The 14157-nt window shown below is 57.9% G+C and carries 15 protein-coding genes; 6 read left to right on the forward strand and 9 right to left on the reverse strand.

The features are described from left to right. Positions 1-3: 3 nt before the first annotated feature. Positions 4-396: a VOC family protein gene (locus AC0L7L_RS22135; protein WP_272214565.1), complete on the forward strand. Its 393-nt coding sequence runs from the start codon at positions 4-6 to the stop codon at positions 394-396. A gap of 125 nt (positions 397-521) precedes the next feature. Here the strand turns inward: AC0L7L_RS22135 and fic are convergent, their stop codons facing one another. Further along, positions 522-1622, reverse strand: coding sequence for a protein adenylyltransferase Fic (fic, locus tag AC0L7L_RS22140; RefSeq protein ID WP_473514259.1), 1101 nt, complete (start codon positions 1620-1622; stop codon positions 522-524). Between the two features lie 535 nt (positions 1623-2157). Continuing rightward, positions 2158-3237, reverse strand: coding sequence for a site-specific integrase (locus AC0L7L_RS22145; RefSeq protein WP_272214563.1), 1080 nt, complete (start codon positions 3235-3237; stop codon positions 2158-2160). 150 nt (positions 3238-3387) lie between these two features. Between AC0L7L_RS22145 and AC0L7L_RS22150 the strand changes: the two genes are divergently transcribed. The 5 genes from AC0L7L_RS22150 (at position 3388) to AC0L7L_RS22170 (ending at position 7417) form a co-directional block, all read left to right on the forward strand. Then, a complete protein-coding gene (locus AC0L7L_RS22150; protein ID WP_473514276.1) occupies positions 3388-4338 on the forward strand; it encodes a DUF1403 family protein in 951 nt (316 codons plus the stop codon). Next, entirely contained in the window at positions 4335-5066 is a 732-nt protein-coding gene (gene scpB / locus AC0L7L_RS22155) for an SMC-Scp complex subunit ScpB (protein WP_473514260.1), read from the forward strand. Before AC0L7L_RS22150 ends, scpB begins: the two co-directional genes overlap by 4 nt. Before the next feature lie 424 nt (positions 5067-5490). Then, on the forward strand, positions 5491-5850 hold the full coding sequence (locus AC0L7L_RS22160; protein WP_272214561.1) for a hypothetical protein: 360 nt from the start codon (positions 5491-5493) through the stop codon (positions 5848-5850). 23 nt (positions 5851-5873) lie between these two features. After that, the gene (locus tag AC0L7L_RS22165; RefSeq protein WP_272214560.1) at positions 5874-6359 is read left to right on the forward strand and encodes an alkaline phosphatase family protein; all 486 of its coding nucleotides are present in this window, start codon (positions 5874-5876) and stop codon (positions 6357-6359) included. A gap of 303 nt (positions 6360-6662) precedes the next feature. Further along, positions 6663-7417, forward strand: a protein-coding gene (locus AC0L7L_RS22170) for an IS5 family transposase (protein WP_473514261.1) whose coding sequence is annotated in 2 segments (ribosomal slippage) — positions 6663-6996 and positions 6996-7417 — 756 coding nt in all. Because the reading frame shifts where the segments join, the coding sequence is not laid out codon by codon here. A gap of 172 nt (positions 7418-7589) precedes the next feature. Here the strand turns inward: AC0L7L_RS22170 and AC0L7L_RS22175 are convergent. The 7 genes from AC0L7L_RS22175 to yiaK all read right to left on the reverse strand — a co-directional run bounded on the left by AC0L7L_RS22175 (position 7590) and on the right by yiaK (position 14067). Beyond that, positions 7590-8342: an IS6 family transposase gene (locus AC0L7L_RS22175; protein WP_272214558.1), complete on the reverse strand. Its 753-nt coding sequence runs from the start codon at positions 8340-8342 to the stop codon at positions 7590-7592. A gap of 391 nt (positions 8343-8733) precedes the next feature. Continuing rightward, positions 8734-9384: a FadR/GntR family transcriptional regulator gene (locus tag AC0L7L_RS22180; protein ID WP_272214557.1), complete on the reverse strand. Its 651-nt coding sequence runs from the start codon at positions 9382-9384 to the stop codon at positions 8734-8736. A gap of 274 nt (positions 9385-9658) precedes the next feature. Then, positions 9659-10645 (reverse strand): TRAP transporter substrate-binding protein, encoded by a 987-nt coding sequence (locus AC0L7L_RS22185; RefSeq protein ID WP_473514277.1) that lies wholly within the window; start codon positions 10643-10645, stop codon positions 9659-9661. A 104-nt stretch (positions 10646-10749) separates the two neighbouring features. After that, positions 10750-12027 carry a TRAP transporter large permease subunit gene (locus tag AC0L7L_RS22190; protein WP_272214555.1) on the reverse strand — a complete coding sequence of 426 codons (1278 nt, stop codon included), beginning with the start codon at positions 12025-12027 and terminating at the stop codon, positions 10750-10752. Next, positions 12024-12503: a TRAP transporter small permease gene (locus AC0L7L_RS22195; protein WP_272214554.1), complete on the reverse strand. Its 480-nt coding sequence runs from the start codon at positions 12501-12503 to the stop codon at positions 12024-12026. The genes AC0L7L_RS22190 and AC0L7L_RS22195 overlap by 4 nt, the downstream gene beginning before the upstream one ends. 57 nt (positions 12504-12560) lie before the next feature. Then, complete coding sequence (locus AC0L7L_RS22200) at positions 12561-12884, reverse strand: NanQ anomerase/TabA/YiaL family protein (RefSeq protein WP_272214703.1); 324 nt, start codon at positions 12882-12884, stop codon at positions 12561-12563. Positions 12885-13044: 160 nt separating this feature from the next. Next, complete coding sequence (gene yiaK, locus AC0L7L_RS22205) at positions 13045-14067, reverse strand: 3-dehydro-L-gulonate 2-dehydrogenase (protein ID WP_473514278.1); 1023 nt, start codon at positions 14065-14067, stop codon at positions 13045-13047. Between the last annotated feature and the right edge of the window lie 90 nt (positions 14068-14157).

Here is a 14157-nt window from a genome sequence, read left to right on the forward strand (position 1 = left end):
CCCATGTTCAGTCATGTAACGGTCGGAACCAATGATATGGAACGCGCGGCCACGTTCTATGATGCCGTGCTCACCCCGCTTGGTCTTGAGCGCCGGGCCGTAGAGCCCGATGGCGGACCGGCAGCGCGTTGCTGGATCGCGAAAGATCGTCCGTTGCCGCGCTTTTATGTCTACGAGCCATTCGACGTTGCGAAGGCAACCGCCGGCAATGGAGCGATGGTGGCGTTCGATGCGGCCTCTGCCGTCGCCGTGAACGCGGCCTATCGCGCGGGCCTGTCCTTTGGAGGGCGCGATGCCGGCGCGCCCGGGCCAAGACCCCATTATGGCGATGGCTATTATGGGGCATATCTGCGCGATCCCGATGGCAACAAAGTGCATATCGTTTTCAGAGGGTAGAAGGAGCTTGCCGGCGAGAAGCTGATGGTGCGGGCTATGGATCGATGCTACCTCAAAGCCGGGCGCAAGCGGCGCATAAGACATCATTGGCGTTCGTACAGGTATTCGAACTATTCGGCGGATCATCATCGGGTTGCGCCCGGCTTGCGGTCGCTGAGAAGTGAGAGCAGGGCCGGATTGATGTAAAGATTCTCGCGCCCCGCCTTCACCTCCTGCAGCAGTCCGGCGTCAACAAGCGCCTTCAGATAGACCGACGCCGCCTGGCGTTTGGCGATGCCGGCCTGCACAAGATCACCGATCCTGCAATATGGATTGACGAAGATCACCTCCGCCAGCTCGCGCGAATAGATCTTCGGAAGGTCGCGACGGAGGTGCGCCGCAGTGTGATCGAGAAGGTCGCGAATGGCGTGGATGCGCGCCGTCGACCAGTCCGCCGTCTCGCGCACGGCCTGCAGCATGTAGAGGATCCACTCTTCCCAGGCTCCGTTCGTGGTCACGGCCAGCAGCCGGTCGTAATAGGCGCGCTTGTGGCCGATAATGTAGCGGCTGAGGTAAAGCACGGGGATATCCAGCAGGCCCTTGTCGACCAGATAGAGAAGGTTGAGGATACGGCCGGTGCGGCCATTGCCGTCGATGAAGGGATGGATTGCCTCGAACTGGTAATGCATGACGGCCAGCCGGATCAGCGGATCGATCTCTTCTGCCTCGTGAATATAGCGTTCCCAGTTGGCGAGCTTGTCGCGCAGCAGGTCCTGGCCTTCCGGCGGCGTGTAAATGACGGTGCCCGTCGCCTCGTTCATCAGTGCCGTTCCCGGCGTTGTGCGGATGTCCAGATCGACGCCCTTTATCCTGCGGCAGACGGCGACGGCGGTGGATGTCGAGACCGGCCGGTCTTGCAGCGACTGAAACCCCTCATTGAGCGCGGTGCGATATCTGAGCGCCTCCTTGGTGGCGGGATCGGCCCGGGCTCCCGGCTCGTTTGCAAAGCGGAACAGCCTGTCGGTCGTGGTGACGATGTTCTCGATCTCCGAACTCGCCTGCGCTTCCAGCAAGGGTATCGAATTGATAAGGACAGACTGATTGGGGATGAGCTGTCCGGAAACCCGCAGCTCCGCAAGCGCCGCCCGCGCCGAGATGCAGGCCTTGAGCACCGCCTTGCTTTCGACATCCGCGCGCGGGGGAAGGGCATGGAGTGTATTATAGGGCGTGTCCGGGCGAAATGACATGTCGCGAAATCCTGTTCTGATCGACACATCCTGTGGATATGTCGTCGGCGTCGACATATCAATATAATATGTCGACGGAAATTCAATTTATCGACATATAATCTCCAGCTCAAGCCAATCCTTCAAGCATGGAAAATCTGAATAGCCGATTGTTTGTGGGCGTGTCGTAAGATTTTTGCGAAAGCTGATCTGGAGTGGCAATTACAAACGAGTGCTTTTTGTATTGTCTGCGAGGATCAGAAGAATGACGGCGCGCTGAAGCGACGATGCCATCAGAAACGCGGTAGGTGTACCTTTCCTAGCGACTCTGCCTCGGCGGAGGCCACAACGACACTCGGTTCTCCGGCCGTGTAATCGTTTACCGCGCGTATTGTGCGCGCTTAATCATTTTCGAAAGCTTCGTCTTTGCTTTGACGACTGTTCAATTCTTTTCGCCGAACGATAACGGCTGCACAATACGCCTCCTGACTAGGTCAATGACTATAAAGTTGGTTGGTGGATGAACAGCAAGCGGGTGCCGGGACAAGAGATGAGCCTACAGTCCTGCTGCTTTTGTGAGATTGACGCGGAACCGATCGCGTCTGCGCTGATAGCGTCGTGTCATTTCGGCGGAAGCATGGCCGAGTTGTTTTTGAACATAGCGCTCGTCAACTTCGGCCGAGGAGGCCAGCCCGGCGCGCAGCGAATGGCCGGAGAACAGTTTTATCCGCTCGGCCTCCGGCAGGTCGCCGCGAATACCGGCGGCGAGCACCGCTTTCTTGATGAGGCGGGCGACCTCCTGATCCCTCAAGCGTTCGGCGCCGACGGCCTTGCTTTTGCCGATGACACGGCGGAACAGCGGGCCATGGGCGATTTTGGCAAATTTCAGCCAGGTTTCGACCGCGGCCACGGGGCAGGTGAGGTCCGACGAGCCACGGCCGATTTCCACCTCGCGCCAGCCGGTCTTGCCGCGCAGCGTCACCAGCAATCCCTTGTCGAAAATCGCGATCCAACCACGGCCGTCTTCGGTCTGGTCGCGGCCGCAATCGAGCGCGACGATTTCCGAGCGCCGCAACCCGCCGGCAAAGCCGATCAGCAGCATGGCGCGGTCGCGCAGGCCCCGGAGCGTCCCCCGATCGAGCGTTTCCAGCATGGCGATCAGTTCCTCCGGCAGGATCGCCTCCTTCTGGCGCGGGGGCGCGGCGTGGCGATTGCGGATGCCGGCAAGCACTGTGGCAATGTGGCGGTCGCGACGATCGAGCGTGAAGCCGCGCTGCGCATAATTCCATGAGATCGCCGACAGCCGCCGCTCGATGGTGGAAACCGCGCTCGGCTTTGCCCGGGGCGCGGCTTCACCGGAGGCAAGCGCCGTAATGTAGAGCCCGACGGTCTCAGCATCCGGCGGCAGGGGCGCAAGTCCCTTGCGCCGGCACCAGCTGGAAAAATGCGCCCAGTCAGCCGCATAGGCGCGCCTTGTATTGGCCGAGCTCGACGCTTCGACATAGCCCCGGGCGCGTTCGATCAGCGGGGCGAGATGGCTCGTCAGCGCGCCCGACGACCCGGAAGGCTGCAATTCATCGCCTGTCCCCGTGCCGAGAGACGGAGCAGAGTGAGGATCGACATCGTTTTCGGGCATTTGCGGCCTCAAAATGCGGGTTTTGTTTATAATGAGCATTATGAACGATAATGCAACATTATCAATCATGATAGCGAAAAGACATGCCGTGCGGTTATATCCGATTATGCTGGCATTAACTGCTCGTATCGATTAGCCTCACCGCCATGGATCTCGTACGCCGCACCACACGCCAACACCGTCACGCCCACCGCGCCCCTGCCGGGCTGGGCCCGCCCACGTGGGCGTGACGTCACCGAAGCCGACGCCGCCTTTTCCGCCGGTATCGCTCTGAAATCGCTGGATGATCTCGTTCGTTCCGAACCCGTCTGGGCTGGCTGCTGGCGCGGCCGTCAGGCCCTGAAATGCGCCGCCGCCGCCGTCCGTCTCAGCGGTCGCAACGAGGACGAGGCGGCGCTGCGCGATGCCGTCCTGCTCACCGCCGCCGACGACGATCCCGGCCCCGCCGGAAAGATGGTTTTGGCCTACAAAAGGCTCGCCACCCGAAAACCCGGCTTCTCCACAAAGCAGGTCCAAGATCTCGCCGACCTGATGGGGCTCGCCTTTGACGACCACCTCGCCGCCATCCCGGAGCTGGCGGAAGCCGCGCTCCAGTCCGGTCGCGCCGTTCCCTTCGTGGTCGCCGACCTTGTGACCGCAATCCTCGCCATCCGCTCGGATGCCGAACCTTTGGCCTGGGCGATGGCCGACATGATGATCGCAACCCTGTTGAAGTGGGACCGGCCCGTGCCTTTGATGATGGCGAAGCGTTATGGCTCTGCATTTCGGACCATCGGGGGCAGGGGACGCGTCCGTCCGGGCGAACCGGCTTTTGCCCGCGCGGTCTGCCTCTCCATCGCCGACGGGGCCGGGGCGGCATTGCGGACGGCGGATGCGATCGCGCGCCGGGCTGATGTTCTTGTGGCCGTGGCGCCGAAGGTGCGGACCAAGGGCGCGGCGCCTGTCATCCAGAAACTGCTGGACGAGGACGCTATCCCGGCCAGCGCGCCCGGCAGCAATCTTTCCCGTTGGGCCGCATCACGCCTGTTCGAACGCCTCGAAAGTTTCGGCGCCGTGCGCGAATTGTCGGGCCGTCCCTCCTTCCGGATTTACGGGTTGTGACCATGACCGGATCCCCTGCCGCCAAAACAAACCGCCGGAAAGCGAAAGCTGGAGCCGAGCATAAGGGGGCGCATGCCGCAGACGAAAAGGCGGGAGGCGAGCGCCTCTTTGATCGGGAGCTTGAGGCCCTGCCGGCCGATCTGCGTTGGCGCGAATGGATGCTGCGGGTGGAGGCGGTGATCTTCGCTGCCGCCGAGCCGGTCACCCGCGAGACGCTTTCCCGCGTCGTCGGCAAGGGCTGCAGCATCGATCTTCTGATCGACGATCTCCGAGAAGAACTCACCGGCCGGCCCTACGAGATCGTCCCGGTCGCCGGCGGCTGGCAGCACCGAAGCCGTTCGGCTTACGCGGGCGCGATCCGCGTCGCGCAGGCTCCGACCCGGGGCGGTGTGTCGGCACTTTCCGAGTTCGAATCCATGGTGCTGATGGCCATCGGCTACTTCCAGCCCGTCACCCGCGCCGAACTCTCAAAAATCTTCGGCAAGGAGGTCAGCCGCGACACGATCGGTTCGCTCCGCAACGTCGCCCTCATCGCCTCCGGCCCCCGCAGTCCGTCTCCCGGCGCGCCATATACGTACGTCACAACCAGGCACTTCCTCTCCGCCTTCGGCATGGAAACGCTCCGCGATCTGCCGGATATCGAAGCGCTCGAGGATGCCGGCTTGCTCAGCAGAGCCGCAGTCCAGGAGGAAGCGATGGCGGTCGTTATCGAGGGCGAGGAGGAATAGGGCTGCTGCCACGGGCTCAGGAAACTCGGTGGTCAGTCTTTGTATGGGCTCCGCCTTGTCGGCTTGCGCAGGAATTCCGTCCAGATCGCCTTGGCCTCGGATGTACCGAACGCCATGCAAAGCGCCCGCGTCAGCCGTCAGTGCAGATGCTCGCTGCGGTGAAGCCGTTTCCCTACGCTCTATCACGGGTTGACTTGGGCTTTTCCGGAACCGATAGTCTGGTTGCAATGAATCGCGACGTCGGGGGCGGGCGTATGGTTATCGGTGTGTCGTTGCGACATGCGCCTGAAAGGCCGGAGAGTGGGCGGTCTGCTCTGCGGTTTTCGCTGCTGGGTCCGGGCACGGATATCGCTCCGGTGGTGGCGTTGGCGGGACAAGCGCATGCGGAAAGCCGGTTGGCTACATTCCCTTCAGTCCATCGAAAGTGGAGGCGATCATTGCGCGGATTGTTGCCAATCCGTCGCGCTCGGCCTGCATTCTCGCGACCCGCGGCGATGATGTTGCCGGCATGCTGTGGTGCTCTGTCGGCGAACATCATATTGGCCGCGATATCCTGCTGACCACGATCCACAATCTCAATGTCCAGAAATCGCTGCGGGCCTCGCTTGCGGGCGGCAAGGTGACGCTTGGGCTGCTGAAGCGCGCCGAGGCCTGGTCACGGGCCAAGGGCGCCCGCGAGATGCTGTTTCATGTGACGTCGGGTGTCGAGACTGCGCGGACGGAGAGGATTATGCGGAAGATGGGGTATGAGGCGATGGGCGGGAACTATGTGGAACATGTATAAGGGACAGGCCTTTGACGAGCCCGTTGCTCTCTATCGATCGCAGCCGCTGCTGGAAGCAAGTCTTGCTGGTCGTGTTAGCATTGATATGGGCTGCGAGTGTACCAACCAATGCTTTCTCGAACTCTCCTTTATGCGAGCCATCGGTTGAAGCTTCTTTATTGGCGTTTCCGCCTGTGATCTTGTTTGGCATGTCAGTGAACTTCGAGAGCGGGGTTTTGAAGTCCTTCCCGAGTGGTTCTTGTGAAGACGATCTGGCCGCTTGGCTGGACAAAATGGGGTTTGAACCACCAGTCCGCAGCCCCTTTGACGCTACATTTATTAGTGAGCCTGATGAAATGGCTAGAAACTACAAGCGGCGGCGAGACGGCGGTTTGGTCAATCGGCGTGATTTATCGCTCTGGGCGCCGATTGGACGATCTTATTTTTCGGTCGCATGGAACAGTGACGAGGCTGGGCGCCTGATCGAAGTCTACGCCGATTCCAAGCAATTGCATTTCGAATTGCCATAAGGGAGGTCAATGATGGGTGAGCTTAGAATAGCCGCGAATCCAATCAACGATCGGTTTGCACACTCCTTTGTCGAGATAAGGACGAGTACGCACACCCGACAGATACATGGCGAGCCTTTAGGCGGAGCAACTTGGGGTGGCGCTTTGAGCTTGTTCCGCGATCGAACGCCGATCAATGTGGAGGAGCGACCTCCGTCAGATTCTGTTCACCCATACAACTCGGTTACACTAGGCTCAGGACCTATTAAATCACTTGCGACGTTCTCTTCGTTTTGATTCATTGGACTCGAATGGAGAACCGCAATGAGTGATTTTCCGCTGCTGTCGCAGGCGCAGATGCGCCGGATTGAACCTTATTTCCCGCTGTCCCACGGTGTGCCTCGTGTTGATGATCGGCTGATCGTGAGCGGCATTGTCTTTGTCTTGCGCAATGGTTTGCGATGGCGCGATGCGCCGAAGGAATATGGACCGCACAAGACGATCTATAATCGCTTCATCCGCTGGAGCAGGCTTGGTGTGTTCAACAGGATTTTCGCTGAATTGGCGGCCGAATGCGGTGAGCCGGAACAGTTGATGATCGACGCCACGCATTTGAAAGCACATCGCACCGCAGCCAGTCTGCTAAAAAAGGGGATGTTCCCAGACGTATCGAGCGCACCAAAGGCGGCCTGAACTCCAAGCTGCATGCGGTTTGCGATGGCCATGGCCGACCACTGATCATGCTGTTGAGCGAAGGGCAGACGAGCGACTACAAAGGTGCTGCCCGAATGATAGAATCCTTTCCCAAAGCAAAGACGTTACTGGCCGACAAAGGCTACGATGCCGACTGGTTTCGAGAGGCCTTGGCGGAGCGCAAAATCAAGGCCTGCATTCCATCGAGGGCGAACAGAAAGGTCCCAATAGCGCATGACCGCAAGCTCTACCAAAAGCGTCATAAAATCGAGAACATGTTTGGCAGGCTCAAGGACTGGCGCCGAATTCACACCCGATACGACCGTTGTGCACACACTTTCTTCTCAAGCATATGCATCGCTGCTGCTGTTATCTTCTGGCTATGATTTTAACGAGTCCTGAGCCTAGCTTCCGATATTCCCGACCAAATACTAGACCAGATTTTTGAAAACACGCTGTACAGCGCACAGCAGCATTTCGCAGGTGCTGAATATGAAGTTCCTGGGCTTGTCGCAAACATTTTCGGAGCGCGCGATTATGCCCTGAGCATCTTCATTTTCATGCTTTGTTAACCTTTTGCAGTCCGAAGAGGCGCGCAAGCAAATCGTTCTGGTCGTTGATAGTCCAGCCGCCGGAAAAGCCGAAGCCTTTCCTCAGCCACAGCATCGCCTCGAAGCCCGCGATGGTTTGTCGCGCCGTGTTGAAGGATTGGAAGCCACCGATCTTTGGCATGTTCTTCTTTACCCGAAAATGGTCACTTTCGATGCCTTGCTGGAGATGCTTGGTGACATGGTGGACGGGGTCCGGATGGAGAAGCCGATCATCAACCGACGTTTTGATCGCTGACGGGAAGGTGTTGGCCCCACCCGTCCCGATCCTGTTCGGGGACAACAAGGGTTCGTCTTTGAGCATTTTCCGGAAGAACCGCTTGGCGGCGTCGAGATCGCGCTTAGCGGTCAACAGGAAATCCACCGGATTGCCGTGTTTATCGATGGCCCGATACAGGTAACGCCATTTGCCGCGGATCTTGACGTAGGTCTCATCGATCCGGACCGAGCCGCAATGGGGTCGCCGAAACTGCCGCAGCCGTTTTTCGATCATCGGCGCATAAGCCAATACCCAGCGGTTGACCGTGCTATGATCGACCTCGAAGCCTCGCTCGCGAAACATCTCTTCCAAGTCACGATAGCTGAGCGGGTAGCGCAAATACCAGGCAACCGCCTGTACAATCAGCCAGGCCTCGAAATGCCTGCCTTTAAAGTCATCCTTTGACTGGCGCTTCAGCTTCTCGGCAATGGCATTCAAAATCATGGGCTCACTCCGCAACTTTCGGAGAGGCAAATCCCATACCTATGGTCAACATACCGTTAAGCCCGAAAATTTGCGGCAGGCCCGTTTGATTGTATATCCTTAGTTTGCAAGGCTAGCTTACGCATTATTTAGCTGGGATCGCCGGTTCCAACGATAATCAGAGTTTTGTAGTGAGTACTTATAGTAGCTTTGCGCCCTAAGCCGGAGAATCTAACCTCCGGCGGTTCAATAAACGGGCGCACTGCAACAGGCCTGTCATTCGGCGTGGCGCCGAGCTCACATACTCTTTAGGTCGTTCAAAGACTTATAGTGCCGATCGGCGTCGAACCCCTGTGCCGATTGACAGTCTGAGGAAGAGGCAGCAGTCAGGAGCGTGTTTTTTGAGAAAGCGTTACTTCAAAGTTCTATATTTCTGATCGACGCGACTCCGCACGCCTTCGATCATCTGTGTGCTTATCCGTTTTGCCACGCCGGGTTTACGCAAGCGGATCGCATTCAGAAGTTCAGAATGCTGGTCGATCGTGATTTGCTTTGTGGTGTTATCGGGGAAATAGGTCACATCGAACACGGCGATCTGAAGGGCTGTGATCGCCTTGCCAAGCTGCTCGACGACATAATTCTGCGCGGCAGCAATCAACGCTGCATGGAAGCGGATATCAGCCTCGTTGAAACGATCCTTGTCGGCATAGAATTTATCCATGTCCTTCAGGGCAGCTTCCATCTTCGCCAGGTCGTCCGCGCCCGCCCGCGCGGCCGCCCAGCCGGCGATCTCGGGCTCGATAATGGCCCGGGTCTCAAGAAGCGTTCTAATCATTTCGTAACTGCCTTCTCCGGCGAGAACCCAGTTCAGAACATCTGTATCGAGGTAGTTCCAGTCGCGACGCTCCTGAATGAAAAGGCCGCGGTGCTTTTGAATGACAATCAGCCCTTTCGATGCGAGGATTTTCGCGACTTCGCGAAGCGTGGCGCGGGAAACGCCGTAGATGCCGCACAGTTCCGCCTCTGACGGAAGCGAGGTTTCGCCAGCGTAACGACCACTCACAATGTCGTTCCCAAAGGCCATAATCGTGGATTCGAGCTTTGTCGCCCGCCCGTTCGATGGCTTGGAAGCATTTTCAGATGTCAGCTTTGACAAGAGACCCTCGCAGTACGCACTTTTGACATGTCGTTCGCATCATTAGCAGTTTTCATCCTTCACCAGAAATAACCATTACTGAAAAGTAAGTGGCTCCGGAAGATGTCGAATGCACATCGCCGGAACCACTCATATCTGCCAAAACCGGTTGAGGATTTCTCAGCCGGTTGAAGCGTTTCGATCATCCATTGGTGCGCAATGCATCAATCTGCTGCAGTTCGGAAGCGCCGCCAAACTGATCGACAAAGGTATCGCGAACGCCAAGCGTTGCCTCGACGAAGGGAGTCTGGTCGATACTTTCCACGATATCAACGCCTTCGCCCCTGAGGAACTCAACTTCTTCCGCAATCGCCTGATTGTTGAGCTCGCGCTGATAGTCGCCCGCTTCGCGCGCCGCCTCGATGAGCGCCTGCTGCTGGTCTTCTGGCAGCGCGTCGAACTTGGCCTTGTTCATTGCCACGATCAGCGGGCTGTAGGCATGATAGGACAGGGTCAGGTAATCCTGAACCTCATAGAGTTTTGCCGACACGAACACGCCGAGCGGGTGTTCCTGGGCATCCACGGTACCCATTTCGAGGGCCGTATAAAGTTCACCGATTGGCATGGGCACAGGGTTTGCGCCCAGAAGCTTGAAAGCCTCGATGTGAACAGGCGCGCCGGTCGTGCGGATTTTCAGCCCCTTCACATCGTCCGGGGTGTGAACCGGATGCACCGAATTGGTGATCTGGCGCCAGCCGTTGTCCCAGTAAGCAAGTCCCTGAAGACCGACATCGTTCAACTTGTCCAGCAATTCCTGCCCGACCTCGCCGTCAAGGGTGCGGTAGGCATGGTCGGTATTTTCAAACAGGAACGGGATGTCGAGCATGCCGATGAGGGGAACCAGGCCGCTGAAATTCGACGAACCGGTGACAAGCATGTCGATCGTGCTGCCGCGCGTTCCGGTAATGGCAGCCTGGCCATTGCCGAGCGTGCTGTCGGTGAAAATCTTCAGATCGAGCTCTCCGCCAGTCTTTGCTTCCAGCAGCTCGTTGAATTTCTGCGCGCCGGCATACTGTGTATCGTTGCGCGAAGCTTCAGAGGCGAAACGCAGCGATTTTGCCTGAACGCCATTCGTCGCCGATAATGCGAGGCCGATCCCCACGAGTGACCCGAGTACGATATTCTTCATGGTAACAGTCATTCTACTCTCCCAATTTTCGTGTATTGCCGCTCAAGGTAAAGGTGCGACGACAAACCCGCGGCTGAAGCTTGTCGCCACATTTGCGGTTGGCGTCAGGACAGCCAATGAAGCGGTGTTATGATCAGCGCCGGAAACAGAATGAACAGAACGAGCAAAGCCAGCATAACGGCCAGATATGGCGCGACACCGCGCACACAGCGCTCGAACGGTATTTGTGACACACCGGCGATCACATTGAGAACGTTTCCGACAGGTGGCGTAATCAGCCCTATCGAGGAGTTCAGGATAAACATCACGCCGAAATAGACCGGGTTGATCTCGGCGGCGTAAACCAGCGGCATCATCACGGGGACAAGGATGAGGACCGTTGGCGTCAGGTCCATAACCATGCCGACGATCATGATGAAAACCATCATGACAGCCATCAGCAGGATCGGTGACCCGGTGAGCGGTTCCATCAGGTCGGCAACCATCTGCGGCAGCTCGGCAATCGTGATGAGCCATGCGGATACAGCCGATGCGGCAACGAGCAGCATGACGACGGCAGTCGTTTCGGCGGCCGAATAGAGGACCTCATAGAGTTTCTTGAGATCGAGTTCCCGATAGACGAACACCGAAATAAACAAGGCATAGACAGCGGCGACAACACCAGCCTCGGTCGGGGTGAATATGCCGCTGCGAAAACCGCCGATGATGATGACAGGCAGGAACAGCGCCCATATACCCTGTCGAAGCGACTGCATGATTTCAGCCGGACTTGCCTTCTCCATCGTTTCGACTTCTGCGGCGCGCGCCTGCCACCACCAAACGGCTGCCAGCGTCGTTCCCATCATCACGCCCGGCGCAATGCCGGCAAGAAAGAGCTGTGAAATCGAAACACCGCTCGCCACACCGAAAATGATGAACGGAATGGAGGGCGGAATGATCGGCGCGATGATGCCACCGGCAGACAACAGCCCGACCGAGCGGCTTTCGTGATAGCGCGCGGTCTTCATCATCGGCAGGAGCACCATCGCCAGCGCTGCGGTATCTGCGGCGGCAGAACCGGAGAGGCTTGCCATCAGCACTGCGGCAATGATCGCGACATAGCCAAGGCCACCGCGTTTGTGGCCGACCAGCTTCATCGGAAGATCGACAATGCGTTTGGAGATGCCGCCCGCATTCATCAGTTCTCCGGCGAGAATGAAGAAAGGAATCGCCAGCAACGAAAAGCTGTCGGCGCCGTTGATAAGGTTCTGCGCCATGATCTGGCTGTCGAAAAACCCCAGATTGAGCATCAGTGCCGTGCCGCAGAGCAGCAGCGAAAAGGCAATCGGTATGCCGATGACGATGCAGCCTATCAGGCTGACAAGGAAGACGATGACGGTCATAGGATTTCACCTCCGGGCAACTGCCGAATGGCACGCCAGATCCGGGCCACCAGCATGACGCCGACAAAGATGGCGAAGGGAATGCCGGCCGCATAGAGAACGGCAACCGGCAAGCCGCTTATGGGAAGGCGGTTCTGGAGGTTCAGCTCAGCCAGCTGCCAGCAACCGATAAGCACCATCACGCAACACATCAGCATGGCGATGCGGCTCGCAACGAGCACGATTCCCCGCCAGGGATCCGGCAAGCGGTTGAGAACGAACACGACGCGGACATGCCGGTTTCTGGCAAAGGCCGTGATCGAACCAAGAAAGGTCAGCCATACGAACAGGTAACGGGCGACTTCTTCTGTAATAAGAATGTTGGAGTTGAAACCATATCGCATCACCACATTGGCGAAAACGAGGACGCACATCAGGGCAAGCGATATGACCATCAGCGCCTTCAGCGTTTGCTGCACGGTATTTTGTATAGACACCTTGATCCTCCCAGTGAATCTCGATGGGGCCACCTTGTTCACGTGGCCCTTTGTTTTTTAGTCAGCTTTGAGGCTCTCCAGCGGAAGCTTGACGACGACCTTTCTGACACTGTCCTCTCCGGGCACTGAACAGCCGGGGGCATGAAGGTCCCACGGAAACAGCACCGCGAAGTCTCCCGGTTTCAGGGTCACCACGGTGACCGGTTCGGCCGGCGGTTCGTAAAACAGATTGTCGTTTTCGGGCTGTCCTTGACGTGTCGCATCGACCGCGGCTGTAAGCGGCGCCTGAACGATCTTTTCGGCGCCTGAAACCACAAGGTGAATGTCGATGTTCTCAACATGAGTCTCGGCCTTTCCGGCGTCGAGCGGATGCGTTCGCAGAGAAAAAGCCTGGCAGTCAGCGCATGACCGGCGAGAGCGATCTCACCGTCCTCAATGTCATGAAAATCCATCGTTGCCAGGGCATCGAGAACCGAGAAAACAGCGTCTGGAAATTCGTTTCTTGATCGTTCAAGGCATTCTAAGTGTCCCGTGATCATCGTCAGGCACTCCTGCCTGCAAGGGCAAGAACCTCTCCCCAGACACCGTCATCGACAACAATTCCGTTTTCCAGATGATCCTTGCGAACGCGCACTTCGAGCTGTCCGGGGTAAATGACTTCGCTACTTTTCTCGTCCGTTGTTGAACTATTGACGTAATCAGCGATGCCATCGGTGACGCGATTTGTGAAATCTTCTCCGCCAAGCTGTCGTGGATCGATCGCGATAAATATCTGCGAACACCCGGTGCAACTTCCTTCCTGGATCTGGTCGATCTCGTAGGTCGGAGCACCCTCCGAAAGCACGGCTGCCAGCGTATCAAGCAGGATGGCAAACCCAGAACCTTTCCAATACCCCATAGGCAGGATCCGCATCGATTCCTCGATCGGACCGGGCTCGGAGGTTAGTACCCCGTTCTTATCAAAGCCGCCCGGGAAGGGCAGTTTTTCACCTTTCAGCCGTGTGACCTGAAGCTTGCCGTAGGCATATTGCGACATCGCCATATCGAGCACGATATGGCCTTTGTCACGCGGCACGGCCATGACGAAGGGATTGTTGCCCAAGCGCGTATTCTGCGCACCCCAGGCCGGCATGCAGGACTCGGTATTGGTCCAGCACATTGCGACATAGCCCTTCTCGGCAGCATGCCAGCCGAAGGCCCCGCCGCGCATCCAGTGGGTCGTATTCCGCAAGGCAACGATGCCGACGCCGTTCTTTTCTGCGAGTTCCATGGAGCGATCGCTGGCGAAAAGTGCATTGAGAATGCCCGGGCCGCGATGACCATCGAACACTTCAATAGCAGCGAGAGAACGAACAGGTTCCGGCTTTCCCTCCAGATTGACCCAGCCCTTTTTCACGTAGTCGACAAACCGTGCGACCCGGTTGAGGCCATGCGAGTACACCCCGTCGCAACTCGCCTGCGTGTGAAATGCGGCGCATTGAGCGGCGTCTCCGGCGGACATACCCGCCTTGACGAAAGCTTCGGTGATGACGTCCCGCATCGTATCGAAAGGTATGCGTGTCAATTGCTCTACTCCATCCATTGGAAATTCTGAGATTTCGCGAATTTTCTGCAAACGGGAGAAGAGACTGATCGAGCGCGCGCACCACGGAAT

The organism is Martelella sp. K41-7, assembly GCF_055808365.1.

Excerpts from the sequence above, each read along its gene's own strand:
- AC0L7L_RS22145 (WP_272214563.1), bottom strand. The coding sequence starts at position 3,237 with ATGCCCGAAAACGATGTCGATCCTCACTCTGCTCCGTCTCTCGGCACG.
- AC0L7L_RS22135 (WP_272214565.1), top strand. The coding sequence starts at position 4 with ATGTTCAGTCATGTAACGGTCGGAACCAATGATATGGAACGCGCGGCC.
- AC0L7L_RS22185 (WP_473514277.1), bottom strand. The coding sequence starts at position 10,645 with ATGAAGAATATCGTACTCGGGTCACTCGTGGGGATCGGCCTCGCATTA.
- fic (WP_473514259.1), bottom strand. The coding sequence starts at position 1,622 with ATGTCATTTCGCCCGGACACGCCCTATAATACACTCCATGCCCTTCCC.
- AC0L7L_RS22175 (WP_272214558.1), bottom strand. The coding sequence starts at position 8,342 with ATGATTTTGAATGCCATTGCCGAGAAGCTGAAGCGCCAGTCAAAGGAT.
- AC0L7L_RS22190 (WP_272214555.1), bottom strand. The coding sequence starts at position 12,027 with ATGACCGTCATCGTCTTCCTTGTCAGCCTGATAGGCTGCATCGTCATC.